Source organism: Spirosoma validum, assembly GCF_014699035.1.
Classification (GTDB): domain Bacteria; phylum Bacteroidota; class Bacteroidia; order Cytophagales; family Spirosomataceae; genus Spirosoma; species Spirosoma validum.
The window spans coordinates 89,127-115,593 of record NZ_JACXAA010000012.1; the positions used below are offsets into that span (position 1 = coordinate 89,127).

General features: G+C 47.9%; 28 protein-coding genes. 23 read left to right on the forward strand and 5 right to left on the reverse strand.

Going from position 1 to position 26,467, the window contains the following annotated elements; all coding sequences use genetic code 11:
* The first annotated feature begins 75 nt into the window (after positions 1 to 75).
* Positions 76 to 306, forward strand: a complete 231-nt coding sequence (locus tag IC230_RS25990) for a hypothetical protein (protein WP_191041997.1) — start codon at positions 76 to 78, stop codon at positions 304 to 306.
* A complete protein-coding gene (locus IC230_RS25995; protein ID WP_191041998.1) occupies positions 303 to 725 on the forward strand; it encodes a PIN domain-containing protein in 423 nt (140 codons plus the stop codon). Before IC230_RS25990 ends, IC230_RS25995 begins: the two co-directional genes overlap by 4 nt.
* Before the next feature lie 8 nt (positions 726 to 733).
* On the opposite strand, the gene IC230_RS26000 is transcribed toward IC230_RS25995, so the two are convergent.
* The gene (locus IC230_RS26000; protein ID WP_191042134.1) at positions 734 to 2,515 is read right to left on the reverse strand and encodes an ABC transporter ATP-binding protein; all 1,782 of its coding nucleotides are present in this window, start codon (positions 2,513 to 2,515) and stop codon (positions 734 to 736) included.
* A 275-nt stretch (positions 2,516 to 2,790) separates the two neighbouring features.
* On the opposite strand from IC230_RS26000, the gene nusB reads away from it, so the two are divergent.
* From nusB to IC230_RS34150, 9 genes are all read left to right on the forward strand, one after another.
* Positions 2,791 to 3,927, forward strand: coding sequence for a transcription antitermination factor NusB (gene nusB / locus IC230_RS26005; protein WP_191041999.1), 1,137 nt, complete (start codon positions 2,791 to 2,793; stop codon positions 3,925 to 3,927).
* Positions 3,928 to 4,003: 76 nt separating this feature from the next.
* Positions 4,004 to 4,306 carry a YtxH domain-containing protein gene (locus IC230_RS26010; RefSeq protein ID WP_191042000.1) on the forward strand — a complete coding sequence of 101 codons (303 nt, stop codon included), beginning with the start codon at positions 4,004 to 4,006 and terminating at the stop codon, positions 4,304 to 4,306.
* A 119-nt stretch (positions 4,307 to 4,425) separates the two neighbouring features.
* Positions 4,426 to 4,875, forward strand: coding sequence for a DUF1573 domain-containing protein (locus IC230_RS26015; RefSeq protein WP_191042001.1), 450 nt, complete (start codon positions 4,426 to 4,428; stop codon positions 4,873 to 4,875).
* 15 nt (positions 4,876 to 4,890) lie between these two features.
* On the forward strand, positions 4,891 to 5,220 hold the full coding sequence (gene yajC / locus IC230_RS26020) for a preprotein translocase subunit YajC (protein WP_191042002.1): 330 nt from the start codon (positions 4,891 to 4,893) through the stop codon (positions 5,218 to 5,220).
* A gap of 7 nt (positions 5,221 to 5,227) precedes the next feature.
* Complete coding sequence (locus tag IC230_RS26025) at positions 5,228 to 5,941, forward strand: YbbR-like domain-containing protein (RefSeq protein ID WP_191042003.1); 714 nt, start codon at positions 5,228 to 5,230, stop codon at positions 5,939 to 5,941.
* A 41-nt stretch (positions 5,942 to 5,982) separates the two neighbouring features.
* The gene (gene coaE, locus IC230_RS26030) at positions 5,983 to 6,588 is read left to right on the forward strand and encodes a dephospho-CoA kinase (RefSeq protein ID WP_191042004.1); all 606 of its coding nucleotides are present in this window, start codon (positions 5,983 to 5,985) and stop codon (positions 6,586 to 6,588) included.
* Between the two features lie 50 nt (positions 6,589 to 6,638).
* The gene (locus IC230_RS26035) at positions 6,639 to 8,306 is read left to right on the forward strand and encodes an amidase (RefSeq protein WP_191042005.1); all 1,668 of its coding nucleotides are present in this window, start codon (positions 6,639 to 6,641) and stop codon (positions 8,304 to 8,306) included.
* Between the two features lie 72 nt (positions 8,307 to 8,378).
* Positions 8,379 to 8,951: a DUF4136 domain-containing protein gene (locus IC230_RS26040; protein ID WP_191042006.1), complete on the forward strand. Its 573-nt coding sequence runs from the start codon at positions 8,379 to 8,381 to the stop codon at positions 8,949 to 8,951.
* 236 nt (positions 8,952 to 9,187) lie between these two features.
* Positions 9,188 to 10,606, forward strand: coding sequence for an OmpA family protein (locus tag IC230_RS34150; RefSeq protein WP_223860851.1), 1,419 nt, complete (start codon positions 9,188 to 9,190; stop codon positions 10,604 to 10,606).
* Between the two features lie 97 nt (positions 10,607 to 10,703).
* Here the strand turns inward: IC230_RS34150 and IC230_RS26055 are convergent, their stop codons facing one another.
* A complete protein-coding gene (locus tag IC230_RS26055) occupies positions 10,704 to 11,612 on the reverse strand; it encodes a nucleotidyltransferase family protein (protein ID WP_191042007.1) in 909 nt (302 codons plus the stop codon).
* Between the two features lie 250 nt (positions 11,613 to 11,862).
* Here IC230_RS26055 and IC230_RS26060 point away from each other — a divergent pair, with 250 nt between their 5' ends.
* The 7 genes from IC230_RS26060 to IC230_RS26090 all read left to right on the forward strand — a co-directional run bounded on the left by IC230_RS26060 (position 11,863) and on the right by IC230_RS26090 (position 18,369).
* A complete protein-coding gene (locus IC230_RS26060) occupies positions 11,863 to 13,038 on the forward strand; it encodes a homogentisate 1,2-dioxygenase (RefSeq protein ID WP_191042008.1) in 1,176 nt (391 codons plus the stop codon).
* 47 nt (positions 13,039 to 13,085) lie between these two features.
* Positions 13,086 to 14,207 (forward strand): 4-hydroxyphenylpyruvate dioxygenase, encoded by a 1,122-nt coding sequence (gene hppD / locus IC230_RS26065; RefSeq protein WP_191042009.1) that lies wholly within the window; start codon positions 13,086 to 13,088, stop codon positions 14,205 to 14,207.
* A gap of 84 nt (positions 14,208 to 14,291) precedes the next feature.
* Positions 14,292 to 15,017 (forward strand): phenylalanine 4-monooxygenase, encoded by a 726-nt coding sequence (phhA, locus tag IC230_RS26070; protein ID WP_191042010.1) that lies wholly within the window; start codon positions 14,292 to 14,294, stop codon positions 15,015 to 15,017.
* A gap of 56 nt (positions 15,018 to 15,073) precedes the next feature.
* Entirely contained in the window at positions 15,074 to 15,511 is a 438-nt protein-coding gene (locus tag IC230_RS26075; protein ID WP_191042011.1) for a MarR family winged helix-turn-helix transcriptional regulator, read from the forward strand.
* Positions 15,512 to 15,550: 39 nt separating this feature from the next.
* A complete protein-coding gene (fahA, locus tag IC230_RS26080; RefSeq protein ID WP_191042012.1) occupies positions 15,551 to 16,738 on the forward strand; it encodes a fumarylacetoacetase in 1,188 nt (395 codons plus the stop codon).
* A 286-nt stretch (positions 16,739 to 17,024) separates the two neighbouring features.
* Positions 17,025 to 17,450 carry a hypothetical protein gene (locus tag IC230_RS26085; protein WP_191042013.1) on the forward strand — a complete coding sequence of 142 codons (426 nt, stop codon included), beginning with the start codon at positions 17,025 to 17,027 and terminating at the stop codon, positions 17,448 to 17,450.
* Between the two features lie 37 nt (positions 17,451 to 17,487).
* Positions 17,488 to 18,369, forward strand: a complete 882-nt coding sequence (locus IC230_RS26090; protein WP_191042014.1) for a flavin reductase family protein — start codon at positions 17,488 to 17,490, stop codon at positions 18,367 to 18,369.
* A gap of 25 nt (positions 18,370 to 18,394) precedes the next feature.
* Here the strand turns inward: IC230_RS26090 and IC230_RS26095 are convergent, their stop codons facing one another.
* The gene (locus IC230_RS26095) at positions 18,395 to 19,402 is read right to left on the reverse strand and encodes an AraC family transcriptional regulator (protein ID WP_191042015.1); all 1,008 of its coding nucleotides are present in this window, start codon (positions 19,400 to 19,402) and stop codon (positions 18,395 to 18,397) included.
* A gap of 153 nt (positions 19,403 to 19,555) precedes the next feature.
* On the opposite strand from IC230_RS26095, the gene IC230_RS26100 reads away from it, so the two are divergent.
* The 3 genes from IC230_RS26100 to IC230_RS26110 all read left to right on the forward strand — a co-directional run bounded on the left by IC230_RS26100 (position 19,556) and on the right by IC230_RS26110 (position 21,577).
* Positions 19,556 to 20,068, forward strand: a complete 513-nt coding sequence (locus tag IC230_RS26100; protein ID WP_223860852.1) for a nuclear transport factor 2 family protein — start codon at positions 19,556 to 19,558, stop codon at positions 20,066 to 20,068.
* Positions 20,069 to 20,153: 85 nt separating this feature from the next.
* Positions 20,154 to 21,089 carry a sugar phosphate isomerase/epimerase family protein gene (locus IC230_RS26105; protein WP_191042016.1) on the forward strand — a complete coding sequence of 312 codons (936 nt, stop codon included), beginning with the start codon at positions 20,154 to 20,156 and terminating at the stop codon, positions 21,087 to 21,089.
* 74 nt (positions 21,090 to 21,163) lie between these two features.
* Positions 21,164 to 21,577 carry a hypothetical protein gene (locus tag IC230_RS26110; RefSeq protein WP_191042017.1) on the forward strand — a complete coding sequence of 138 codons (414 nt, stop codon included), beginning with the start codon at positions 21,164 to 21,166 and terminating at the stop codon, positions 21,575 to 21,577.
* Positions 21,578 to 21,686: 109 nt separating this feature from the next.
* On the opposite strand, the gene IC230_RS26115 is transcribed toward IC230_RS26110, so the two are convergent.
* Entirely contained in the window at positions 21,687 to 23,114 is a 1,428-nt protein-coding gene (locus IC230_RS26115) for a glycoside hydrolase family 125 protein (protein WP_191042018.1), read from the reverse strand.
* Between the two features lie 204 nt (positions 23,115 to 23,318).
* Between IC230_RS26115 and IC230_RS26120 the strand changes: the two genes are divergently transcribed.
* Complete coding sequence (locus tag IC230_RS26120; RefSeq protein ID WP_191042019.1) at positions 23,319 to 23,891, forward strand: NADPH-dependent FMN reductase; 573 nt, start codon at positions 23,319 to 23,321, stop codon at positions 23,889 to 23,891.
* A gap of 361 nt (positions 23,892 to 24,252) precedes the next feature.
* The gene (locus IC230_RS26125; RefSeq protein ID WP_191042020.1) at positions 24,253 to 25,818 is read left to right on the forward strand and encodes a M81 family metallopeptidase; all 1,566 of its coding nucleotides are present in this window, start codon (positions 24,253 to 24,255) and stop codon (positions 25,816 to 25,818) included.
* A gap of 188 nt (positions 25,819 to 26,006) precedes the next feature.
* Here IC230_RS26125 and IC230_RS26130 read toward each other — a convergent pair whose 3' ends face one another.
* Positions 26,007 to 26,354 (reverse strand): nuclear transport factor 2 family protein, encoded by a 348-nt coding sequence (locus IC230_RS26130; protein ID WP_191042021.1) that lies wholly within the window; start codon positions 26,352 to 26,354, stop codon positions 26,007 to 26,009.
* Positions 26,355 to 26,467: the final 113 nt, after the last annotated feature.

Consider the following 26,467-nt stretch of genomic DNA (forward strand, 5'->3'; position numbering starts at 1 on the left):
TGCTGCTATTTTCGTAAAATTAACACAATTTCAGCCGTCAGTTGCCGACTAGCTAACTGAGCAACGCTACGTACTATGCAAATAACTGTTGAAGTAGAAGATAGTGTTATTGAATCGCTGGGATACGAGCGAGTCAAAGATTTATTAAGTGATTCAGCGGCTCACCTGGAAATGAATGTAGCTGCTCTGGAAATCCTTAACGAATTATCTGAATATGATCCTGTGCAAGATCCAGCCTGGCAAAATGCCCGTGAGCAGGCCTGGGAACAGGAAAAGCATAAGTATTTACGTAAAGACAAAGAGTGAGCTACGTCATTAATGCCAATGTGTTAATGAGTGCTCTAATTAGTGGCAAAGCGTTTTATAAAACCATTTTCGGATCACTTGACATCCTGTTGCCCGAATTCGCACTGGTTGAAATCGAGAAATACAAAGAGACCATTTTTCAAAAGTCGAAATTGGACGAAGTAGCCATGAGTTGTTATACGCTTAATTTATTCCAGCAACTTACTATTCTACCCAATTACTTTTTATCGACCAACGCATTAGCCGAAGCAAACCGTTTAATTGTTCATGTTGACGTTAAAGATATTAGTTATCTTGCCTTAGCCATACAAACTAATTCAATGTTGCTAACGCGCGACCAACCCATCTACAAAGCAGCGCGTCAGAACGGATTTCGCCGGATTATGTTGTTTGATGATTTTTTGCGGCAGTACTTATAAACCAATTGCTACACCTCTTCTGTTTGCAACTGCTTCTCGTACAATTCGCGGTAGGCGCCGTTCAGGGCTGTTAACTCTTCGTGCGTACCTTGTTCGATGATTTCGCCGTCGTCGAGCATGATGATGTGGTCGGCCAGTTTTGCGGAGGAGACGCGGTGCGAAATCACGACGGACGTTCGATCGGCCATGATGCGTTGCAGGTTGTTCAGAATGATATTTTCGGTGTTTGTGTCCACCGCCGACAGGCAGTCGTCCAGAATCAGGATTTTCGGATCGCGGGCAATAGCACGGGCAATGCTCAGGCGCTGTTTCTGACCGCCCGATAACGTAACACCCCGCTCACCCACACGCGTATCGAACTGCTCGGGGAAACCCAGTACGTTCTGGTACAAATCGGCGTCGCGGAGGGCCTGTTCAACACGCTCCTGCGGCAGGTCGGGCTTGCCAAAACGAACGTTATTGCTGATGGTTTCTGAAAACAGAAATACATCCTGTGGTACGTAACCCATCTGCTCCCGTAGCGAAGTCAGATTATAGTCTTTGATGGGGATACCATCGACCAGAATCTCACCAAACGTTACGTCGTACATGCGAGTCAATAAGTTGGCCAGCGTACTTTTCCCCGAACCTGTGGTTCCCAGAATCGCGACGGTTTCGCCCGCCCGAACATGCATCGAGAAATCTTTAATCGCCGTAATGCCTGAGTCTGGATAAACGAAACGAACGTTCTTAAACTCGATTTCGCCCTTGATCGTATGTTGGATGTTTTTTTGCGAAACGATGTCGGTTTTGATGTTCAGAAACTCGTTAATCCGCTGTTGGGAAGCAGCCGCCCGTTGTGTTTGACTCGTTGTCCAGCCAAGAGCCATCACGGGCCACGTCAGCATGTTCACGTATAGAATAAACTCCGTAATGTTACCCGGCGTCAATCGGCCCGCTATGATTTCCTGACCACCTACGTAAATTACCAGTACGTTGCTCAAGCCAACCAGAATGGCAACGATCGGAAAAAACAGCGAATCAACGCGTGTCAGACTCAGCGATTTCGCCCTATACTCGTCACTTTCGATTTCGAACTTAGTCGCCGAATTATTTTCCTGCACAAATGCTTTTAATACCCGAATGCCCGAAAACGCTTCCTGCACATACGTCGACAGGCGCGATAAAGACCGTTGAATCTCCTCCGATCGGCGAATGATGATATTATTGACCAGATAAATCGCCACCGACAAGATGGGTAGCGGCAGCAGTACGTACAAAGACAGTCGGGCATTGATGCTGACCATATACGTAATGACCAGAATGAACAGAATGATCAGGTTCAGCCCGTACATAATACTTGGTCCGACATACATCCGCACTTTGCTGACATCCTCCGAGATACGAGCCATCAAATCACCCGTATTATGCTGGCGGTAGAAACTTATCGGTAGTGTCTGGTAATGGTCATAAATCTCGTTTTTGAGATCGTATTCAACGTGCCGCGACATCACGATCAGCGTTTGTCGTACCAGAAACAGGAAGAACCCTTTCAGTAACGCCAGCGCAAGCGTCATTACACCGAATAATAGGATGCTAAACGTAAATACACCATACAGCGACGATTGCAAGGGCGACTTATCGTAGAGATAATAAATGTCCAGGGTTTCGCGCACCAAGTCGAGCGCGTACCGTACTAACTGCGCCGGGAAAATACCGAACAAGTTGGAAATGGCCGTGAAAACCGTCCCCAAAATCAGGTACCATTTATACTTAACAAGGTATTTGTTGAGATAGGAAAGTGCTTTCACAAGATGACCAACTGCGTTTTGTTCGTAACCGCAGGGATTTGGGAAAAGTTGCAATGGGGCAGAGGGCATGGGGGTAAGGGCATAGGGTAAAACGTTAGTAACAACCCTATGCCCTTACCCCCATGCCCTCTGCCATAAACTCTTGCGCTTTTACCTGAATTTCCGTACTTTTGCACCCAAATGGGGCAGTATTTCGCTTCAGACAGTTCTTTTTCATAGCGGTAGTTTTTAGATTCAGGCGGATGCTCAATAGGCGATTACTCCGAATAAAGGTCATGCAGGCATTATATGCACTTCGGCAGGCCCAGTTTTCCAATCAACAATTAGCCATCGACGGCATCAACGATCTCTTTCAGCCCGATCTCAATTCGATGGAGCCGCAGAACAAACGGCAACTCGAAGGCTACCGAAAGCTCGCTGGTCTGCTCTTCGAAGAGGCCATCAAAACCAATCAGCCGGCAAGCGATGACGATGCACCCACCAAAGTGCTCAAAGCCGCGAACGACGGGCTTCTATTCTATCAAATCCGCGCGAAAAAAGACCGCCAGCATCTTGCTCAAATGATGTTGAAGCAGGTTAATGGCATCTATGACGATTACCTGCTGGTTTTACAGTTGCTCGTCGAGCTTGGTCATGCCGCCCGCATTGATCGCGAACGCCAGTACCGCGACGTTGACGAGGCCCCCTTTCCATTTGAGTCGGATTTAAACGACAATACGGTCGTGCAGGCGCTGGCCGCGCATCAACCGCTACGTAATGAAATTCTTCGGCATGGCATTTCCTGGACCGAAGAACTGAGTTTTGTTCGCAAGGCGTTACGTGAAGTTCTGAAAACCGACGATACGTACCGGGCCTATTGTGAACAGAAAACGCATACTGCCGACGAAGATCAGACGTTGGCACAGTACGTGTTACGTACCCTGATTTTCAAACACGAGGTTATTCGTGACCATCTGGCCGAAATGGACCTAAGCTGGACTGAGAACAGCGAAGTCGTGCGGGGATTAGCGATTCGTACCCTTAAATCAGCGCAAAGTGTAACCGGTTTGCAACTCGAACCGTTAACCGACGACTGGGAAGAAGATGAGTTTTTCTTGAATACGCTGTTCGAAAAATCACTCGAAAACCACGCCGACTATGAGCAACTTCTGGCCGATCAGCTTCAAAACTGGGATGTGGAGCGGGTTGCGTTTCTGGATAAAATCATTCTAACGCTGGCCGTTTGCGAGTTGCTTAACTTTCCAAACATTCCGGTCAAAGTAACGATTAATGAATATATCGAACTGGCAAAAGCGTACAGTACGCCCAAAAGCGGTAAATTTGTCAACGGAATTCTGGATAATCTTTCCGAAAAGCTACAGGCATCGGGGCGGCTGCGCAAGAGCGGACGAGGATTATTGGACAATAAATAAACGAGTTTAGCGGTTGACTTCGTAATTAGCGGTTAACTAATAGGTGTCGAACGATAAACTACAAACTGTTTTAGAAATGAACAGACTTGGACGTGATTTAATCTTTTTGCTAACGGGTATTGCAGTGGGTTCTGCGTTTGGACTGCTGTATGCACCTGACAAAGGAAAAATTACCCGCGATCGGCTTTCATTCCGGTTGTCGAAATACAGGGAACAGATCAATCAGTTGCTGGAGGAATTGAGTGGTTCAACAGATATGCCCGAAAATTCGTCGAGAAACGAAGGTCAACGCGTAGTTGACGACGCCCGACAAAAAGCGGAAAAACTGCTGGAAGACGTCGATCGACTTATGGCTCAGATTAAGCAACAGAACACATAATACGTTAAGTGACAGAGTTTGTCGGTTGCAACGGTCTACCCAAACGATTTGTAGTTTTCAGCCAAATACAGATTGTCACGATGGACTCCTGCAACCAACAAACTTTAAACTTTTTAAAAATGCACGTCAAAAATTGGCTGCTCGCAGTCACGATCATCAGCGTTGGTTTTGGGCAATTCAGTTGCGACAATCGGCAGCAGGCGGAATCAGCCAAAGCCACCGCATCGGCCAAGCAACCCAAAATCACGTTCGCCGAAAAAGGCATTTACGATTTTGGTACGCTTACCGAAGGGGATACAGTTGAGCATGTGTTTGCGTTTACGAATACAGGTGAGTTTCCACTAATCATTAACAACATCACCGCTTCGTGTGGTTGCACGACTCCCGACTGGCCACATGAACCCGTAGCACCGGGCGACAAATCGTCGGTGCGGGTACGCTTTAACAGCCGGGGAAAAAGTGGCGAGCAAAACAAAACGATTACCGTCTTCGCCAACACCGATCCGGCCACAACTGACCTACAGTTTAAGGCAATGGTTAATGCCAAAGCTGATTCAACGAAAAACTAATAAATCGACCAAGACATGTACTCCATTTTGTTACAGGCCCTGACTGGTTCCAACACATCCATGATTTACAACGTACTGTTGTGGGTGGGAATCATTGGCATTTTTTATTTCTTCATGATCCGTCCGCAACAGAAAAAGCAAAAAGATCAGAAGAGCTTTGTCGATAACCTCAAGAAGGGCGATAACGTCGTAACAATCGGTGGTCTACATGGCCGGATTGTATCGGTTGACGGAACCACCGTTACGCTCGAAGTAGACCGGGGTGTTAAAATGACCTTCGAGAAAACATCCATCTCGCGCGAAGCGACGGTTAAACCAGCCGAGGCAGAAAAATCGGAGAAATAGTCGACGTGTGAACACTGCTCAGGATCTCAACTCATTTCAGCCAACCAAAGCCCTGCTTTGTTTAGGAGCAGCCGCCCTGTTCTGGCTTCTGAGTGCGCTTAATAAACCGGGCTATACGCTCAACGTTGAGTATCCTGTGCGATTTGTGTATAACGATTCTCTGTTCGTTCCAACCTCACCCCTGCCCCGAACGGTGCAGGTAAATGTATCGAGCGATGGTTGGGGATTGCTCCGCCATGCGTGGCTGCCCTTTCGAAGCGAACCGGTCAACTACGTAGTGAAACAGCCGTTGCAGGCATCTGTCATCAATACGTCTTCGCTGGCAGCCGCCGTCGCGGAACACGTGAAACGGTTGCACGTTAATTACGTGGTTGCCGATACGCTTGACATTCATTTCGACCGCCGTCTGACGAAAACGATCTATTTAGCCGTTGATAGTCTGCATATCAACATGGTTCCACCCTTCGTAGTCTCGAGCGTAATCAATCTTACGCCCCGAACGATTCAGGTAGAAGGTCCGGCCAAGTTGGTGCGTGGCCTTCCGGATACGCTTCGAGTGAAGATTCCACGTAAGCGCATTACCGATAATTACGACGAAGAATTACCACTGAATCAGCTACGACACCCGCTCCTGAAAGCCAGTGCTGATCGCGTGGCCGTCAGTTTTGAAGTCGGCGAATTGCTTTCCCCTCCAACTAATGACGCACGAGCGAAACAGTAAACGCTCGGATACGTAGCCACTTTTGCTTGCTCTTTTGTTTTATGGCTCCTCTACAAATTGGCGTAACGGGTGGTATTGGCGCAGGCAAAAGCGTTGTCTGTCAGGTGTTTCAGGCACTCAGTATTCCAATTTACGAAGCTGATGAACGGGCCAAATGGTTAACCGAACACGACCCTATTCTGAAGGCCGACATCACGCGTGTACTGGGACGTAACGCGTATGACGTGATGGGGCATTACAACCGGGCCTGGGTAGCCTCGCAGGTATTTTCGGATCCAGTCTTACTTGGCCAGCTAAATGGCGTTATTCACCCGCGCGTGCTCAGCGATACGGATGCGTGGGTCAATGAGCATCTTGGTAAACCATACGTAGTGAAAGAGGCCGCCATCATGCGGGCTGCTGGTGACAATAATTCGCTCGACAAAGTGATTGTGGTACGTGCTCCCATCGATGTTCGTATCGAACGCATTCGTAAGCGCGATCCGCATCGTTCGGCGGAGGAGATTCTCAATATCATTAACCGGCAGGTAAGCGACGAAGAGCGACTTAAAATCGCTGATTACGTCATTGACAACGACGATAGCCAGCTATTAATACCCCAGGTTATTCGGCTACACGAGGAATTTTTACGACAACAGACCAATTAATAGCCCGATTGGTGTAATTTGGGTCATATACTTCCTGAATAGCCAATTGAATGAAACAACTCTCCATTCTCCTTGCTGCCTGCATTGGTAGTTTTTTACTCGGGGCATTTATCAAGACAGACGATTCCCAGAAGCCGATTACGGCTGACATGGTTGAGGTAGCCGCCCACATAGTTGGTCTGGACTTTACCGCGGCTGAACGTGATTCGATGCTCGGAAACCTCAACAATGCCCGCCTAAACTACGAAGCGTTACGTAAAATTGATCTACCCAACGACATTGCGCCAGCCTTGTATTTCAATCCCCTTCCGGCAGGCTTTCGTATGTCCACAGGCCCGTCGTCGTTTAAAGCTTCCGCTTTAGGCAACGTTACGCTTCCAGCTAATCGCGACGACCTGGCCTTCTACACGGTAGGACAGTTAGGTCAATTAATTCGAAGCAAACAGATTTCATCCGTCGAACTAACCCAGTTTTTCCTAAATCGGCTTAAAACCTACGATCCTAAGTTACACTGCGTGATCACGTTAACAGAAGAATTAGCGCTAAGTCAGGCTAAACGGGCCGATGCGGAACTGAAAGCAGGAAAATACCGAGGCCCTTTGCATGGTATTCCTTATGGTGCCAAAGATTTACTGGCAACGAAAGGGTATAAGACAACCTGGGGAGCCGAGCCCTACAAAGACCAGACAATTGATATAGATGCTACGGTCATTCAGAAACTCGAAGTAGCCGGAGCCGTGCTTTGCGCCAAAATGACCCTGGGTGCATTAGCCATGGGCGATGTTTGGTTTGGCGGTATGACTCGTAATCCCTGGAATCTGACCAGCGGCTCCAGTGGCTCATCCGCCGGATCAGCCTCGAGTGTATCGGCGGGTTTATTACCGTTTGCAATCGGGACCGAAACTCTCGGCTCCATCGTCTCGCCCTCAACCATTTGTGGCACTACGGGGCTACGGCCAACATTCGGCCGGGTAAGTCGGCACGGAGCGATGGCGCTAAGCTGGAGCATGGACAAAATTGGTCCCATTACCCGTTCAGTTGAAGACTGTGCTTTGGTTTTCAACGCGATTTATGGCCCTGATGGGCATGACCCAACGGTAATGGCCGCCCCCTTTCGCTATGCACCAATGGCCTCCATAAAGGGTATGCGGATTGGTTACGTAAAAAAGGCGTTTGAAAGCAGCTATCCTAACCGCGCCAATGACTCGCTAACCCTCCAGACGCTACGTAATCTGGGAGCAGAGTTAGTACCGTTTGATCTGCCAACGGGTGTTCCGGCCAACCGAATTTCGTTCTTACTCAGCGCTGAAGCGGCCGCGTCGTTCGATGAGTTAACCCGCTCCGGGCGGGATGATCAGTTAGCTCGTCAAGCCAAAAATGCGTGGCCGAATACGTTCCGCTCGTCCCGGTTTATACCCGCCGTTGAGTACCTACAGGCCAATCGTGCCCGAACAAAACTCATTAATGAAATGGCAGCGCAACTGAAAGAAGCTCGCCTTGATGTGTACGTATCGCCCACGTATGCAGGCGGAAATCTGGCGCTAACGAACCTGACGGGCCATCCCTGTGTCGTACTGCCCAATGGTTTCTCCAAGCAAAATACACCAACCAGCATCACCTTTCTCGGCCAGTTATTTGAAGAAGGTAAGGTATTGGCCGTAGCCAAGGCATATCAGGACGCTACGCAATGGCATAAAAAACATCCTACGTTTCAATAGCGCTGTTACGTTCTAAACGCAAACCATTCGATTAGTCTATGCGTTTAGAAGAGAAAGATAAACAACAACGTTATGAAACGCTTATTGATAATTTTCGGTCTGCTGACCGTAGGATATGGCTGCTCCCCCAGAGTAGCGGTTGATAGTAATAGTCGAACCGATTTCAGCAAATACAAAACCTTTGCCTGGATGGAATCAGACGTAAAAGCAGGGCAAAATCCTGCGTACTATAATCAGTTGGCTACGCAGAGTGTGGAAAACACAATGGGCAGTGTATTAGAGGAAAAAGGCTTGAGGCAGAACGAAGCTAATCCTGATCTGTTGGTAGGCTACCACTTTTTTGTTGAAAACAAAACCCGAACTGTAGCGAATCCAACCTCCCCGTTATATGGTCCTTATCTGGGCTGGGGACGCTGGGGTTACCGCGGCTGGGGCCCTGGCTGGTGGGGCTGGGGTGGTCCTCAGTACACGCAGGAACAGTACAAAGCCGGTACGCTGGTTGTGGACATGGTTGACGCTCGGACGCATAAACTGGTCTGGCGTGGTGCTGTAGAAGACGCGGTTGTTAACCCAACTCGTATTACGGCTCAATTGACCAAAGAAGTCGAGCGAATCGTGTCCAAATTCCCGGAACGTACCAGCTAATCAACTGATAAACCAGTTAAATCTATCCCCGCTGTAGCAAGGCTATGCCCTGAGCTACGGCGGGGATATTTGCTTTTATGAGCGTCTTGCTGCTTTCCTACTACCCGCGGATCACTAGTGACGAAAAAGACCTGACCCGTCTAACTGCTTGTCGCTGCCTGAGAAAAGCTAGCTCTCTCCGGTAACAGCGATGTTTATGTAAGCAAACAAGTAACCTTTTAAACTTTTACTTCGGTATGGCGGTCAATTTGTTGGATTCAGCGAAGAGTTACCTTAGCGACGATGTCATAGGACAGGTCAGCAACATGCTCGGCGAAAAGCCGCAGAATACGCAAAAAGCGTTTGATGGTGCTCTTCCCGCTATTTTGAGCGGTTTGGTACAAAAATCGATTGAACCGGGCGGGACCAGTTCGATTATGGATATGATTGGTGAAGTGATGGCGCCCAACCGGGCAGCCGGTGAAGCGATCACACCCAGCGGTGGCATTCTAAGCCATCTGAGCACTTTGTTTACTAATGGCTCTCAATCCAGTACGTTGCTTTCAGTAGGAGCCAGCATCATTCAACGTTTGTTCGGCGACAAAGCCGGAGCCGTTGCTGGCGCTGTTGCTTCGTATAGTGGCATAAAGCAGTCTTCAGCGTCTTCGTTATTGAGCATTGCTGGCCCGGTCTTATTGAGTCTACTGGGTAAAAAATTAGCCGATGATGGTACGGGGGTTTCAGGGATAGCAGGTCTGTTGAGCAATCAGGCGTCCTACATTCAATCAGCGGTACCCGTAGGCTTAAGCTCTCTATTAGGCAGTATTCCAGGTTTAAGTTTTCTAGGCGGATTCGGTAGCAAAATTGGCGACCTAACATCTAGCGTAACCGAGCCTGTTACAAGAGTAACACCCTCTGCAGTAAACGTTCCCCCAGCTCGCCCGGCACCAGCGCCCGTTTACACAGAAGATGATGACCGATCGTCGGGTGGTGGTAATCGTTGGTTACCCTGGCTGTTACTTCTTTTAGGAGCGGCTGCGCTTTTCTACTTCCTGCGCTCATGCGGTAAAGAAAAAGAAACGGTCAGCACCACAACCGAAACGACCGTTGACAGTACGTCCTCAGCAATGAGCAACGGAGCCGACACCACCGAACTCAAAATAGGTGAAGCAGTCGATTCGGCGGGTAATGCGCTGAAAGATGCAACGGCAAAATTGGGCGCGTTCTTCAAACGAAAATTACCATCAGGACTTGAGCTGAACATTCCTGAGTTTGGTATCGAGAACAACCTTGTGAAGTTTATCGAAGACACGAGCAAGCCTGTCGATAAAACGACCTGGTTCAATTTTGACCGACTGTTGTTCGACACCGGCAAAGCTACGTTACGGCCTGAATCGCAGGAGCAACTCACCAATATTGCTGCCATTCTGAAAGAGTATCCGAACGTACACATCAAACTGGGTGGCTATACGGACAATACAGGCAGCGCCGAAGTCAATAAAAAGTTGTCGCAGGAGCGTGCTGATTCCGTGATGGGTGAGTTAATACGACTCGGCATCGATAAATCTCGTCTGGAAGCAGAAGGCTACGGTCCTGAGTACCCGGTAGCTTCGAATGATACCGAAGCCGGTCGCGCTGAAAACCGCCGAATCGCTATACGGGTTACACAGAAATAAGCAAAATTTCTCTATTGAAAAAAGGCGGCTTTGTCAGATTGACAATGCCGCCTTTTTGTTAAAACCGATAAAGTCTCCAAGACCTTATCGGTTTTATTTACCATAATTTCTCAGGATACGCACCTTCATCATGTAGCTTTTTTAAGGCTGTCTGAACTGTTGGCTTATCATCGGGATACGTAACGCCAAACCAGGCCGACTGGCTGCGGAATACTTTGCAACGACCCGTATCGGTCTCAATAAGGGTTGTCATAACCGTCGGAATGTAAAACTCAGCCTTCGGCGTATTGATATTGGCGATGGCATAGCTTTCAAATTGATGCTCAACCAGCGGGAACACACTGGGTTTGAAACCCCAGAAGTTCATCGATACGGGTGTATCGGGCGCTAATGGTGTAAGATTGTCTGCTTCTTCGTAAACGATCTTCGCCGGTCCTCCATTTTCTGTCTCGTAGATTTTCGTTCGCTCAATGACCGATATGAGATTGCCGTTTTCCGCAACTTCACAAACGCCCCGCGATACTGATCCATTTTCAGATAACGTGTTTTTTACTTCATAGCCAACCATGGCATGAAGCATATCGTCCTGATCCGTTTTCAGGAAATCGCCGATTAACTGAAACGCTTCGAGCCCGTAAAAATCATCGGCGTTAATAACAGCAAAAGGGGCATGCGTGTGGTTTTTCGCACAAAGCATGGCGTGACCCGTTCCCCAGGGTTTCGTACGTCTGACTTCCCCTGCTTCAGCGGGTACGTATGAGGTCAATGACTGAATTGCGTAATCCACTTCAATCTTTCCAGCTAATTTCTCGTCAAAGACTTCCTTGAAATCGTCCAGAAGTTCTTCGCGGATGATAAAAACAACCTTGCCAAAACCAGCCCGAATAGCGTCAAATAACGAATAATCAATAATTGTTTCGCCGTGTGGACCGAATTGATCAAGTTGTTTAACACCACCGTATCGGCTGCCCATACCAGCGGCCAGAATCAAAAGCGTAGGTTGCATTTTTAGTCGTTAGTCAATAGTTATCAATAAAACCTACAAAGTCTTCAGGATCTTACAGGTTTACAAATTGCCCCGCCAAAATTAGGGAAAAGCAATTGGCTCTGATACGTTAACGCTTCATAAAGCCATTTTGTCCTCAACAACACCTTTAAATAAAATTATTTCTAAACAATATACTATTTTCACTAGTTGTCGTTATAATTGTATGCTAAACAATAGTTGTCTTAGCAATTAAAAAATACCGACGACTATGCCTTTTTATCACACACTTGGCCAGATACCTTCTAAACGCCATACGCAGTTTGAGAAACCGGCTGATGGTTCTGGTAAATCGCCTGGACTCTATTATGAGCAATTGTTTGGTACAATTGGATTTGAAGGGATGTCGTCACTCCTGTACCATGTTCATCGCCCAACAATGGTACGTGAGGTATTGGAAAGTGTAGACGTAACGCCGAAGCTGGCTGTAGCCAAAAACATGCTTTCGAGAAAATTCATCGGGTTCAATATTGAACCCACCGATGATTTTCTGGATAGTCGGGTGCCGTTGCTGGTCAACAACGATCTGATTTTCGGACTGGCCGCTCCCCAACACTCCCTAACGAATTATTTCTACAAGAATGCCGATTCAGACGAACTGCTGTTTATACACCGCGGCTCCGGTAAATTACGTACTTTACTGGGCACGATTCCGTTTCAATACGGTGATTATCTGATCATTCCGCGTGGCATGATCTACCAGATCGAGTTCGATACAACAGACAATCGCCTGCTTTACGTCGAATCGCATTCGCCAATTTATACGCCGAAACGGTATCGCAATCATTTCGGGCAATTGCTCGAACACGCGCCTTTCTGCGAACGCGATATCATCCGCCCACGCGATCTGGAAACCCACAACGAAACCGGTGATTTCCTGATGAAAATCAAAAAGCAAGGGTCGCTCCATTCACTCGTTTTTGCGTCGCACCCGTTCGACGTAGTGGGTTGGGATGGCTACAATTATCCGTATGGGTTTTCGATCTTCAATTTTGAACCGATTACGGGGCGCGTACATCAGCCACCTCCAGTGCATCAGACATTCCAGACCGATACATTCGTCGTCTGCTCGTTCGTGCCGCGTCTGTTCGATTATCATCCGAAAGCCATTCCGGCGCCTTACAATCACTCGAATATTGACTCTGACGAAGTCATTTACTACGTAGATGGCGACTTCATGAGCCGTAACGACATTGCGCAGGGGCACATTACGTTACATCCCGGCGGTATTCCGCACGGTCCGGCTCCCGGTGCAATGGAACGGAGCATTGGCAAGAAAGAAACGCAGGAATACGCCGTCATGGTCGATACGTTCCGCCCACTCATGTTGACGGAACAGGCATTGCAAATTGACGATGGGAAATATTATAAATCGTGGCTAGAGTAGCCAAGCGATACGGCATTCCGGTTCGCATTACACAACATCAATAAACAATGGAAGCACTTGATCTTTTAGAACCAGCAGTAGATGATTTCTTACCGCTAAATGGTACAGATTATCTCGAATTGTACGTTGGCAACTCCCGGCAGTCAGCGCACTATTTTCAGACAGCATTCGGGTTTCAGCCAGTCGCTCATGCAGGATTATCTACGGGTATTCGCGACCGGGAATCATACGTAGTACAGCAGGGGAAAATTCGACTCGTGCTAACATCCCCTTTGTACGGCGACAGCGAAATCGGCCGACATATTGATCGTCATGGTGATGGAGTTCGAGTGATTGCTTTGTGGGTCGATGATGCGACGAAAGCATTTAAAGAGACAGTCCGCCGAGGAGCAAGTGTTTACATGGAGCCAACTCGCTCGCATGACGATCATGGGTACGTCATTCGTTCGGGCATTCACACGTATGGCGATACGATCCATGTCTTTGTTGAACGTAACGACTATACCGGTGTATTCCTGCCGGGATACGAACCGTGGAATCCAGAATACAAACCAATTGATGCAGGCCTGAAATACGTCGATCACATGGTTGGGAATGTCGGCTGGCACGAGATGAATCACTGGATGAGCTTCTACCACGACGTAATGGGTTTTCAGCAACTCGTATCGTTTGACGACAAAGACATTTCGACGGAATACACGGCGCTCATGAGCAAGGTAATGAGCAACGGAAACGGTCGTGTGAAATTCCCAATTAACGAACCCGCCGAAGGTAAAAAGAAGTCGCAGATTGAAGAATACCTGGATTTCTACGGCGGACCGGGTGTACAGCACATTGCTGTGGCAACCGATAATATTGTTGAAACCGTACTGACCCTCCGCGACCGGGGTGTTGAGTTTCTAAGCGTTCCCGATACGTACTACGACAATCTGGCTGAGCGGATCGGTCAGATCGATGAAGAAATCGCGACGTTACGTCCACTGGGTATTTTGGCCGACCGCGACGAAGAGGGGTATTTACTCCAGATTTTTACGAAGCCGGTATGCTCCCGTCCAACGTTGTTTTTTGAGATCATTCAGCGTAAAGGTGCCCGCTCGTTCGGCAAGGGCAATTTCAAAGCACTCTTCGAAGCCATCGAGCGGGAACAGGCGTTACGGGGAACGTTGTAATTAATTTTGAATAGTCGATTGATTGAATGATAGAATAGGGTTTTGCGCTAACCATTCAATCAATCGATCATTCACTCATTGACCATGAACCAAACCTATTCAACCTATACCTCCGACCAACAGGCTGTCTGGAAACTGCTGTTTGAGCGGCAGATGGCCCGGTTGCCGGGGCGGGCCAGTCAGGCCTACATGGACGGAATTGTGGCGACGGGTTTTCCGAACACCCACATTCCCGACTTCGAACGCGACCTGAACCCGCGTTTGCTGCCCATTACGGGCTGGCGTGTTGTGGCGGTACCGGGATTGATTCCGAACCGGGAGTTCTTTGAGCTGATGGCTGATCGGCAATTTCCGGCTACAACCTGGCTACGTACCCGTGAACAGTTGGATTATTTGCCCGAGCCGGATATGTTTCACGATACGTTCGGGCACGTGCCGGTGCTGACCAATCAGCATTTCTGCGATTTTCTGGCAGCACTGAGCCGGATTGCACTCGACCACGTTGATAACCCGGAAGCCGTTGAGATGATCTCGCGATTATACTGGTATACCGTTGAGTTTGGGCTGATCCAGGAACCGGAAGGGCTACGGATTTATGGTGGTGGAATCCTATCGTCGCCGGGCGAAACGATATACAGTCTGGAAAGCGATATTCCTAAACGCACCCCTTATGACGTACCGACACTGCTACAAACGCCTTACATCATCGACCATTTCCAGGAGCAATACTTTATAATTGAATCCTACGAGCAATTATTTCATTCGGTTCCTGAAATTGAGTCAAGGTTAGAAAGCCTGTTAGTAAGTTAAGCTTATTGTCATTAGCTTCGCCGGTCCGCCAGTGAAGCTAATGATCCTTTCCACTAATGACGCATCCATCTGATACGCGTGCTTATTTTTTCAAGATTGATACGACGATCAAGAAGATTCGGAATGCTCTGCAAAAGCAATTCAATGATGCAGGCTTTGATCTAACCGTTGATCAGTGGGTTGTGATTGATCATCTCTATAGAAACCCGGGTATTAGTCAGAATACGATCTCGGAAATGACCACGAAAGACGCACCTACCGTTACACGTATCATTGATCTGCTCTCGCAAAAAGGTCTCACCGAGCGACGCATGGCCGATTCGGATCGGCGCAAGTTTCTGGTGTATCTGACCGAAGCCGGCGAGGCCAAGTATCAGGAAGTGCTACCCGTCGTGTCCGCCATGCGACGTAAAGGCTGGGGCAATTTAAGCGACGACGATTACCAGCACTTCGTTAGAATTATGGACTCGATTTATAGCAACATCAGCGAATAACAGTGGCTTAGTGATACGGCATCCCGGCCACTTTTTAGTATGTACGGTATTTTCAGTTACGGTATCACATTGCCCCGGATTGGATGGAAACAGGGAAATCGTATCCTTGATCTCGAAGTCGTTGGGTTATTGGGCTATTTTTCGGATCTGAACATCGATCCGGCTGTCTTTGCGCAACCTGTATTAAACGACTTTATCGCCCTCGGAAAACCAACTCACCAAGCCATTCGTCAGCGGATCATTGACTTGCTGGCCGACAAAGCCGGGGTTCTGAAATCTGTTCACGAGCAGGTTTTCATCCATGAATCGCGGGCACAGATGCATTTGCCAGTACGTGTTGGCGATTACACCGATTTCTACGCGGGTATTCATCATGCTGAAAACGTAGGCCGTATGTTTCGACCCGATGGCGACCCATTGTTACCGAATTATAAACAGTTACCAGTAGCTTATCATGGCCGAGCCTCGTCGATTGTCGTATCCGGTACGCCCATTCGTCGGCCTAATGGTCAGTTTCTGGGGTCAGATAAGCAACCCGTTTTCGGGCCATCGCAGGCACTTGATTTTGAACTCGAATTAGGGCTGATTATTGGCAAGAGCATTCCACTCGGCGAACCAATTTCGGTACACGAAGCCGAGGAGTATATTTTTGGCGTTACGTTGTTCAACGACTGGTCGGCGCGCGATATTCAGCGATGGGAGTACCAGCCACTGGGACCGTTTCTGGGCAAAAACTTTGCGTCGAGTCTGTCGGCCTGGGTATTACCCTTCGATGAACTGGAGCCGTTTCGCATAGCCGGTCTTCACCAGGAACCGACGCCCCTATCCTATTTACAAACCGCGAAACCGAGGCACTTTACAATTGAACTGGAAGTTTGGCTGAAGCCTGCTGATGGCGAAGAAATTTGCATCGCTCGCACCAACGCCAAATACCTATACTGGAATTTTGCTCAGATGATTGCGCATCATACTGTTGGTGGGTGCAACTTGAACATTGGCGACGTATTGGCGACGGGTACCATCTCAGGCCTGGAGCCCGGCAGTTATGGTTCCTTACTTGAGCTAAGCTGGAATGGCACCCGTCCATTGCATTTGTCACATACCGAAGCACGAACCTTTTTGGCCAACGGCGATACCATTACGTTACGGGGCTGGGGCTTTTTGAATGGTATTCGTGTTGATTTGGGTGAGGTTTCAGGAAGTATTCAGCCAGCGCTCCAATTATAAATCTAAGCTGCGCATCTCCTTGATTTTTCTGGATTTTTCGCCACTTTATTCTTGATGTTAACAGGTATTGACATGCTTAAGACTACAGTGGTGAAAAGTGCATTTATGTGCGTCCAGAATAGACTAATTCAAGTATCAATTATTTTTTCTATCATATACTTCCCTTATAAACAGAGGGATACAAATAGATTAAGGAAGAAAACGAAGTCTGACAGTTAGCCAGATCATGTTTTTTTATCGATGAAAAATAATATAACTTGGTTGCAAATCTGCCTCATATAAACCAATGAAACACCATAAGATACCGTTCAACAAGCTGATTGAAAATTATGTATTCAGTGTATCCAAAAAGTATATTGAAGAGGTTGGAGAAGACGCGCAAAACAAATTAATTAACTTATTTATTCATGTCGGCAATGAGCCGCATCCTGAACCCGTAGCCAAACCGATTTCCCGAAGGCGGAGTTATCGGGATGAGCGTATAAAGACAATCGAACACCTCATTTCGATTCATCAGGCTTGTATTGATGCCACTCGTAACTATATCCTATTCTATGATCAGTTGCTAAGCCAAGTCAGCCAAAATATAGTTAGTCAGGAGAGAAGGTGTAGACTGACTAGTCATTATCAGTCCTTGAAAACCAAGTACATGGACTATTTAACTAAGTTACAAGAGTTCCAGCAGCTTGAGCGTAGTAAGCTTCAGACTTAAACGATGTAAATTAGCATCGCACTATCAGGTCTTATTTGTGAGAACCATCAATCCCGCCGATTTACAGCCTAACGAGTTTTATCGATACATGATTGGCACCATCGGCCCACGACCGATTGCATTTGCCAGTACGGTCGATGCCGCGGGTACTGTCAATCTAAGTCCGTTCAGCTTTTTCAACGTCTTTGGCTACAATCCACACACGCTGGTGTTCTCGCCAAGCATCAATCGGCACGGCCATAAAAAACACACGTTGCTGAATCTGGAAGAAGTAGGCGAAGTCGTGATCAACGTAGTGAATTATGCGATGGTTGAGCAAATGTCGTTAGCTAGCGCTGAGTTTGAACGGGATGTCAATGAATTTGAGAAATCGGGGTTTACGCCTTTGCCATCCAACCGCGTTCGTCCGCCAAGAGTGGCTGAATCACCAGCCGCGTTTGAGTGTACTGTTCGGCAAATCATCACAACGGGCGAAAAACCGGGTGCCGGTACGTTAATTATCTGTGACGTACTCATGGCTCATTTTCACGATACAATTTTCGACACTAACGGGGTTATTGATCCACATCAGCTTGATTTGATCGGACGGATGGGTGGTGATTGGTACTGCCGCGCTCAGGGTGACGCACTCTTTAAAGTAGCTCGTCCAGCTGTTGGCCTTGGCGTTGATCAGATTCCCGAGTCGATACGCACTAGCGCCATTTTATCCGGAAATGATTTGGGAAAGCTGGGCAGTTTTCCCGCTCTGCCGACTAGCGATGAGGTAGAAGAATTCCGGATTTCAGGTGTTCTGAACGAACTGTTCGACGAAGCTCGTTACGGTTGCCAATATCTGCCCGATTTGCTGCATGTTCGGGCGAAACAATATCTCGCAGAAAACCGAGTACGCGAAGCCTGGCTAACGCTGTTGCAGGCATAAGCCTTAAAGAGAATTTAGAAATGAATCAACGCTTCTGATACGTAACGGGCGTGCTGCCCGTCCACCGTTTGAAAGCGCGGCTAAACGCACTTAGCTCATTGTAGCCGAGCAAATACGAAATCTCTTTGATCGGATATCTTCCGGATTCCAGGTACGTAACGGCCAGTGACTTTCGAATCGAATCGGCCAACTGCTGATACGTAACACCCTCCTCCTGAAGTTTACGCTGAAGACTCCGGGAACTGGTATTAAAATTAGCGGCAATCTCTTCCAGCGTAGGCATTCCCAGATACGCGTTGGCGATCAGGTAGTTTAAAATTCGCTCGTTCAACAGTTGACCCGTTCCGAACGTATTCAGTAAAGCGCTCGCCTTTTGCAGTAAAATCTGTTGCAGCTCATGATTGGCCGTCAGGATAGGCTCATCCCAATATTGGCCATCAAATACGAGTGAATTTGCGTCTGTTTTCTCTATTGGCCGGCATCGAAGTACGCGCTCGTATTCAGGTGTATCAGCAGTGTCGTAAGCAAGCGTCACTACGTCGGGTTTAATACGCTTCAACACCAGTCCATCTACTTCGTGCAGCACAAACGCCATGGACAAATCCAGCATCTGACGTAACGCAAACGGTGATTCGGCAGCCCGATCGGGATGTGGAATGAACTGAACCGAGAACGTTCGATCCGTTCGGGACACGTCCATATCGAATAGGTTTGTCAGTAACTGAATGAAGTCAGCAGCGTGCGTTAAGGCTTCGCCCACGGTCTTACTGGTCTGAATAATCTGCCCGACAACCCCCAACGCAGCCAGTTGCATCGACTCACCAAAATGCAATCCAAAAAGAGGATCATTGCTTAAATGGCTGGCATTCAACCAAAGGTCATTCAACTGCTTCGGTGTAATTACTACGCTCGTTTGTTGCTTGAAGGCTTCCAGATCAATTCCCGAAAGCGTACATAAGCGCTCGGGCGAGAGGTTCCGCTGCGTAGCATATCCCAGCAGATTACTGACGAAAAGCAATTGAAAATCATTCATGACGTACCGTTTGTACGAAGGTAAGTGGAATCTTCTGACGGGTCCAGACACTGGCGGAAAATGGTAAGTGATTGGCGGGTTGGGGTAAGTCCTGGATCGGTACCCGGCTCTAGTTTTGCATCGTTCAAACACAGTTAACGAATTGCAAACGCCATGAAAACGTATTCAATTTTGGGCATTATCCTATCAGGATTGCTGATTTCAGGAAAGCCCATATACGCTCAGCCAACCAATCAATCAACCATAAACCAATCCAGATCAACGACCATGGACAATCAGGCCGCTCAAACCGTCAGAACCTTCCTAACCGCCGTTCAAAAAGGCGATAACCAAACGCTGGCAGCGCTTATTCACCCGACTATTTTGTGGAATCAGCCGGGCACGAATCGTTTTTCCGGCAAAAAAACGTCCAGCACAGCCGTCTTTCAGATGGTTGGCGATATGTTTGCAGCAACGGCGAATACGCTGAACCTTGCTGAGATTAAACAGGTAACGGTCAATAGCAATAAGGTAGCTTGCCTTATTCGGTGGAAAGCCATTCAACCCGGCGGAGGTGTTTTAGATGTCAATAATATTGACGTGTACACCGTCGAAAATGGGAAGATTGTCGAAACCACCGTGTACTCGGAAGACATTGCGCAGGAAGATGAGTTCTGGGGAAAATAAACGTAGTACGTAGCACAAAATCCGTTGGAGGAGTAAATTCAACGGATTTTTGCGTTATTTCCCTAACGTCGAATTGTTCGTACCAATGAATTCTGTATCACGTCGTGGTTTTCTGCAGTCATCCGCTATTCTGGCGGGCAGTACATTCATAAACCCTGTTTTTGCAGCTACCAACGCAGCTCCAAAGTCACTACGGTTAGGAGGGCCCATTTTTCTGAAAAGCGATGATCCCGAAGCACTCGCCCGTGAACATCGGCGATTGCGCTACAGTGCAGCCTACGTACCACCGGTTGAGTTGACCGACACGGATAAGATCAAAACCATTCAGAAGGCGTTTGCTGCCCAGAACGTGATCATTGCTGAGGTCGGCGCCTGGGTGAACATGCTCGATCTGGATATCGAAAAACGCCGAAAAAATCTGGCTTATGTTACGGAGCGACTGGCTCTGGCCGAAGCAGTTGGCGCGCTGACGTGTGTCAACATTGCCGGTTCGTACAATCCTAAAAACTGGGATGGGCCGGATGCCCGGAATCAATCCAAAGAGTATTTTGATGCCACAGTCGAAAACTGCCGGAAAGTAATTGACGCCGTGAAACCCAAACGGGCCAAATTTGCGCTCGAAATGATGGGCTGGAGTCCGCCCGACGGAGCGGATTCGTACCTGAAATTTATCAAAGCCATTGACCGTCCGGCGTTTGGGGCTCACGTCGACATTGCTAATATCATCAACACGCCCGACCGGTATTACAACAACACCGCGCTGATCAACGATACGTTCCGAAAGCTAGGACGCTGGATTGTGTCGTCGCACGCGAAGGACATATACGGCAAAGACGGTCATTTTGCGGAGACAATGCCCGGACGGGGCGGGATGGACTACGTTACGTACATCCGCAACGTAACGTCTTTAGCGCAGGCAGTTCCGTTGATGCTGGAGCATTTACGAACGGCTGAAGAGTATGATGAAGCCCGTCAATATGTTATAGGTCAGGCGACTAAAGCTGACATTCCGTTAGCCTGATTAGTTGATTACGCTCTCCACGCAACGTTTTACGGAATAAGCTCATCTTAAATCAAAATATAAATCTCTTCTCTATGTCTATCAAAGCTTTATTCACAGCCTTCGTATTACTGGCTGCTACGTTCCAGTTCGCGAAGGCACAAACATCGTCGACTGGAAACGATACGTTAAAAACGTTCGTCGGCAAATGGTCTGGCACGTATGCAGGCGATTCGTCGGGCAAGTTCGAGTTAGTTATTAAGCAGGACAACGGGCAAAAGTTAACCGGACAGGTACTCATGCTGACAGACGATCCTAATCAGAAGCCTATTAATCTGAAAACAATTTCCTGGAAAGATGGCACATTAAGCGCTACGTATACTGACCCGGCAGAAGGCGATGAAGTAAGCTTTACGGGAATTTATACCAATCCAGATTTAGAAGGCTCCTGGAAATCAGATGAAGGTCAATCCACCGGGACCTGGCAACTAACGCGTGTAGACCCGTAGTTAAGCTAGTAATTATGATTTGACCCCGGCTGGGGTCAGATATTTATAGTCAAATCAACGTTGCTATAAATATCTGACCCCAGCCGGGGTCAAATTATAAGATTCTATTTTACACTACTTTGCTTAGCAAATGGGGTCGCTCGTTGGCCACTTTCAGAATCAGTTCGCCGAAGAGCGTGTTTGCCCAGGCAAACCACTTACGGGTAAACTTCGCCGGATCATCTTTATCGAACGACTCATGCATAAAGCCCGTGCCAGCATGGGTTTTCTTTAATTGCCGGAGTTGCATTAAAATCTCCTGATCGTTGGTGGACGTAAGCGCACGCATGGTCAGGCTCATTGTCCAGATATTATTGACCAGCGTATGCGGACTGCCCACGCCTTCAGCCGCTTTGCCTTTGAAGAAATAGGGATTGTCGGGACTGAGCACAAACCGGCGCGTATTCTGGTAAACGGGGTCGCTGGGCGAGCAAGCACCCAAATACGGGAGAGCCAGTAGATTTGGTACGTTGGCATCATCCTGAAGCAAGTGATTTCCGTAGCCGTCCACTTCCATGGCATACATCTTACCGTATTTCGGGTGGGTATAGATCGCATATTTCTTCAGCGCGTTTTCTACTTCATCGGCCAGCGCCTGGCAATCTTTTGAAAACGCAGCATCAGGACGTAGCTGATCGATCATGGTAGCTAGTTGACGGAACGAAACCACAGCAAACCAGTTAGACGGCACGTAGAACGGAAACACCGTAGCATCATCCGATGGCCGGAACGTGCTATTAATCAATCCAATTGGTCGCGTTGGATTACCATAGCCATCACCCGGTACGGTATCGGTTGACCATGAGGTTGAACGGCTGAAATGATATGGTCCCCGGCTGGTTTTACGTTGTTGTTCCCGGCAGGTTTTCAAGGCTAATTGCATGGCCTGCACCCAGTCGGCATCGAACGGACTGGTATCGCCCGTGGTTTTCCAGTAATGATACGCTAATCGAATTGGATAGCAGAGTGAATCGAGCTCCCACTTACGCTCGTGAAGGCCCGGTTTCATATCCGTTACGTCCTTCTTCCACTCCCCTTCTTTCGTTGTGTCCGAATAAAATGCATTCGCATAGGGGTCCCATCGAATGCACTGTGCCTGCCGCCGAATCACACCGGCAATCAGTTGACGGAGAGAAGCATCCTGTTTGATCAGGGGCAAATACGGCCATACCTGAGCCGTGCTGTCACGCAGCCACATAGCGTCGATATCCCCCGTAATGACAAACGTATCGGGTTTGCTGCCGTCGTTTTTAAACTGGACAGTTGTATCGAGCGTATTAGGAAAACAATTTTCGAAAAGCCAGGCCAATTCTGGATCACGGATGGTTTTGTGCATTCGTTCGATGGTCTGTTCAACGGCTGTACTGGTAAAATTCCGTTTACCAGCCACTGTGCGCACAGTGGGAAAACCTGATTCGGAAGTAGCCGGCAACGACTGACTATTGAGCACTAAACCGGCACCGATAGCCGATTGCTGAATAAAATGACGACGATTCATGTTACAAAAATGATGAATTATGAATGATAAATGATGAGTGGATATCGCTCAGTCTGGCATTCATCAGTCAAATCTTCACTTTACACATTATATCTCGTTGACGTATCTGATAGCAACTATCCTTGAGGGTAGCTTTAATTTTTAGTAAGTAAATGCTGGCTATACTTGTACCGAATCAGTACCATTTGACAACCTATTGAAAAAATGTACAAACTTAAAATCATTGTCTCTACCGTTCGGCCGGGGAGAAAAGGACCTCTTGTAGGCCATTGGATTGCGGAAGAGGCTCAAAAGCAGGGAAGTTTCGATGTAGAAATCCTCGACTTAGCTGAAATTGGCCTACCGCTCATGAATGAAGCGATCCATCCCATCATGAAGCAGTATGAGCATGAGCACACGAAACAATGGAGCGCTAAAATCGACGAAGCAGACGCGTTTATTTTTGTGACCGCTGAATATAACTACAGCTATCCTGCCTCGCTGAAAAATGCGCTTGAGTACGTAATGCATGAATGGGCCTATAAACCGTCGGGTATTGTCAGTTATTCGGCAGGACCTTTTGCCGGGGTTAGAGCTGTCATCAGTTTGAAAGCCGATTTAATAAATTTCCGGAACGTAGCCCTTTTTGAAGGCGTTACCATTCCCACCATCGGCGACTTTATTAATGAAGATGGGGTATTTGTGCCCAACGACCGACTGACAACAGCAGCCACTCAGATGCTGACCCAACTGGTACGCTGGACAAAAGGCATGAAAGCTATCAAAGAAGACCAGTAGATAAGCGCTGCTCGCCCATCAGACAGGTTGAATAAGAAGCTAGTCAACCTACTTTGTTTTCGCAAATGCTAAGAAGTAGGTTAAGCTATTACTCTGGGGTAGTAGGTCCGATCGGTACTAATTCTCTAATCGTAGCGCCGTAGGTTCGGCCTAAAGATGGCCAAATAGGCCGCACCTACGGCGCTAAAAATAGTCAATCCCCCTTTTCCTAGTAAGCAGGTCGCCCCTGACAGGGCTTTTTCTAGCTCAAACTACTTCTATAAATTGCATGACACATCGAATTCATAGTACATGGAAGTCAGCTTTGCATGGAATAGACAAAAACGCTTGCCAGCTCTATTGAATGCATTAACTTGTGGGCATGAAACATCTCCTGTTCGCTCTCACAGCCTGGTTTTCTCTCAACAGCTCTGGATTTGCCCAATCGACAACCAGTGCTTTGCCACGCATCGCCATCGCCGGTTTAGGCATTGAGTCCAGTACGTTTTCTCCGGCCGTTACGCAGGAAGAAGCGTTTCATGCCCGGTACAGTGGTGAAGTGTTCAATGCTTATCCGTTTATGATGGGTGCAGCTCCTTTACGTCGACAGGCGTTCTGGGTTCCTACCGTCGTGGGTAAGTCGCTTCCTGGCGGGGCCGTAGCACGGGAAGCCTATGAGTCGCTGGTCAGTAAAATGCTGGATTCGCTTAAAAAGTATGGTCCTTATGACGGCCTGTATTTCGACATTCACGGTGCCATGAGCGTGAAAGGACTGGACGACCCGGAAGGCGATTTACTGACGCGAATCAGACAGGTGATTGGTTATAAAACCCTCGTTTCCACTTCGATGGACCTTCACGGCAACGTATCATTGCGGTTGGCTCAAAACACGGACTTGATGACCTGCTATCGGATGGCCCCACACGAAGATGCCATGCAAACCAAGGAACGGGCTGTGGTCAATCTGCTTGAACGGATCAAGAGCGGAAAAGGTAAACCCGCCTACAAGGCGCTAATTACTGTACCTATTCTGTTGCCGGGTGAAAAAACGAGTACACGTATCGAGCCGGGTAAAAGCCTTTACGCGGATATTCCCTCGCTGGTGGATAAGCAGGAAGGTGTTGTCGATGGAGGCATCTGGATTGGTTATGCCTGGGCTGACGAGCCGCGCAACCACGCAGCCGTAATGGTCACTGGCGATGATAAAACTAAAGTGGCACAGGCCGCCGAGAAATTGGCCAGTCATTTTTGGAATGTACGCTCACAATTCGGTTTCGTAGCTCCCACTGGTACGTTGGATGAAAGTTTGACCAAAGCTATTGCCAGTCAAAAACGACCATTCTACATCAGCGACACGGGCGATAATCCGACGGCTGGGGGTGCTGGTGACGTAACGTGGACAATTACGCAAATCCTGAAACGGCCAGAGTTTCAGAAAGCAGATGGGCCTTCGCTGATTTATGCGTCAATTCCTGATCCTGACTTTGTAAAAAAGGCTATTGCAGCGGGCGTTGGTGGACAAGTAGACGGGAAAGCAGGCGCCCTTGTCGATTCGCGGTTTGCTCCACCCGCTCCGCTTAAAGGCACTGTAACGGCAATCGAGTATGGTGATAAAGATGCTGCGGTAGAGGTTGTAGTAAAAGTGGGTAGCGTTCACGTTATTGTTACGCAGAAACGTAAGCCCTATCACGAAGAAAAAGACTTCAAACGATTGGGTCTCAATCCCCGCACAGCCGATGTTGTGGTCGTTAAAATAGGTTATCTCCAACCCGAACTTTATGATATGCAAAAGGACTGGATTATGGCCCTGACACCAGGTGGCGTCGATCAGGATTTGTTCCGATTGCCCTATAAACGTATCCAGAAACCTATGTTCCCATTCGATAAGGAGATGAAAACACCGGATCTATCAGCTAAAATGGTGCCAGTGTCAGGTATGGCTAAATAGTATCCTAGTGCTGCTTTGATTATGCTGATAGATCTTACAACTAACCAAAAAGTAGGGGATGGATTTATTATGGTTCAGACGCACCAATCAGCTTTTTTGATGAAGTAATTTCGTCTATCTGCTCCCTTTCGATATAGTGCCAATAACTCAGCGATTGGCACTATATCGAAAGGGAGCAGATAGAACGGTTAGGCTTTTTCAATCTCCATTCGCTCTATTTTACCATCCTCAATGGTATACAAGTGTTTCACCAGACCGTCTGTCAGAATCTGACCAGTCAAGTCTTTAATAATCTGATGAACACTCACCTCAAGTTGTCCGCTGGGCTTTTCCTGTACCGCAACGGGGATCACTGTCGGATCAATTTCCTGCCACTGTCGTTGCCAATACTTCCGCACTTCGGCATGACCATTGACGTAGCCGCCCTCCCATCCATTCGGCCAATGCACAGTCGGATGGAAGAATTCAAGTACGCCATCAATATCTCTGGTATTGAAAGCCTGATAGACTTGATCAATTAAGTGCTGGTTCATCATGATCTGGAGAAGAAATTATGATTCAGTATCGGTTTTTCTCCTCAAAAGAAGTCGATCGCTCACAAGTGTAGCACCGGTAAAAATTGAGATTTTATCGGTCATACTGGCATACG

Excerpts from the sequence above, each read along its gene's own strand:
- IC230_RS25990 (WP_191041997.1), top strand. The coding sequence starts at position 76 with ATGCAAATAACTGTTGAAGTAGAAGATAGTGTTATTGAATCGCTGGGA.
- nusB (WP_191041999.1), top strand. The coding sequence starts at position 2,791 with ATGCAGGCATTATATGCACTTCGGCAGGCCCAGTTTTCCAATCAACAA.
- IC230_RS26010 (WP_191042000.1), top strand. The coding sequence starts at position 4,004 with ATGAACAGACTTGGACGTGATTTAATCTTTTTGCTAACGGGTATTGCA.
- IC230_RS26015 (WP_191042001.1), top strand. The coding sequence starts at position 4,426 with ATGCACGTCAAAAATTGGCTGCTCGCAGTCACGATCATCAGCGTTGGT.
- yajC (WP_191042002.1), top strand. The coding sequence starts at position 4,891 with ATGTACTCCATTTTGTTACAGGCCCTGACTGGTTCCAACACATCCATG.
- coaE (WP_191042004.1), top strand. The coding sequence starts at position 5,983 with ATGGCTCCTCTACAAATTGGCGTAACGGGTGGTATTGGCGCAGGCAAA.
- IC230_RS26035 (WP_191042005.1), top strand. The coding sequence starts at position 6,639 with ATGAAACAACTCTCCATTCTCCTTGCTGCCTGCATTGGTAGTTTTTTA.
- IC230_RS26040 (WP_191042006.1), top strand. The coding sequence starts at position 8,379 with ATGAAACGCTTATTGATAATTTTCGGTCTGCTGACCGTAGGATATGGC.
- IC230_RS34150 (WP_223860851.1), top strand. The coding sequence starts at position 9,188 with ATGGCGGTCAATTTGTTGGATTCAGCGAAGAGTTACCTTAGCGACGAT.
- IC230_RS26055 (WP_191042007.1), bottom strand. The coding sequence starts at position 11,612 with ATGCAACCTACGCTTTTGATTCTGGCCGCTGGTATGGGCAGCCGATAC.
- IC230_RS26060 (WP_191042008.1), top strand. The coding sequence starts at position 11,863 with ATGCCTTTTTATCACACACTTGGCCAGATACCTTCTAAACGCCATACG.
- hppD (WP_191042009.1), top strand. The coding sequence starts at position 13,086 with ATGGAAGCACTTGATCTTTTAGAACCAGCAGTAGATGATTTCTTACCG.
- phhA (WP_191042010.1), top strand. The coding sequence starts at position 14,292 with ATGAACCAAACCTATTCAACCTATACCTCCGACCAACAGGCTGTCTGG.
- IC230_RS26075 (WP_191042011.1), top strand. The coding sequence starts at position 15,074 with ATGACGCATCCATCTGATACGCGTGCTTATTTTTTCAAGATTGATACG.
- fahA (WP_191042012.1), top strand. The coding sequence starts at position 15,551 with ATGTACGGTATTTTCAGTTACGGTATCACATTGCCCCGGATTGGATGG.
- IC230_RS26085 (WP_191042013.1), top strand. The coding sequence starts at position 17,025 with ATGAAACACCATAAGATACCGTTCAACAAGCTGATTGAAAATTATGTA.
- IC230_RS26095 (WP_191042015.1), bottom strand. The coding sequence starts at position 19,402 with ATGAATGATTTTCAATTGCTTTTCGTCAGTAATCTGCTGGGATATGCT.
- IC230_RS26100 (WP_223860852.1), top strand. The coding sequence starts at position 19,556 with ATGAAAACGTATTCAATTTTGGGCATTATCCTATCAGGATTGCTGATT.
- IC230_RS26105 (WP_191042016.1), top strand. The coding sequence starts at position 20,154 with ATGAATTCTGTATCACGTCGTGGTTTTCTGCAGTCATCCGCTATTCTG.
- IC230_RS26110 (WP_191042017.1), top strand. The coding sequence starts at position 21,164 with ATGTCTATCAAAGCTTTATTCACAGCCTTCGTATTACTGGCTGCTACG.
- IC230_RS26115 (WP_191042018.1), bottom strand. The coding sequence starts at position 23,114 with ATGAATCGTCGTCATTTTATTCAGCAATCGGCTATCGGTGCCGGTTTA.
- IC230_RS26120 (WP_191042019.1), top strand. The coding sequence starts at position 23,319 with ATGTACAAACTTAAAATCATTGTCTCTACCGTTCGGCCGGGGAGAAAA.
- IC230_RS26125 (WP_191042020.1), top strand. The coding sequence starts at position 24,253 with ATGAAACATCTCCTGTTCGCTCTCACAGCCTGGTTTTCTCTCAACAGC.
- IC230_RS26130 (WP_191042021.1), bottom strand. The coding sequence starts at position 26,354 with ATGATGAACCAGCACTTAATTGATCAAGTCTATCAGGCTTTCAATACC.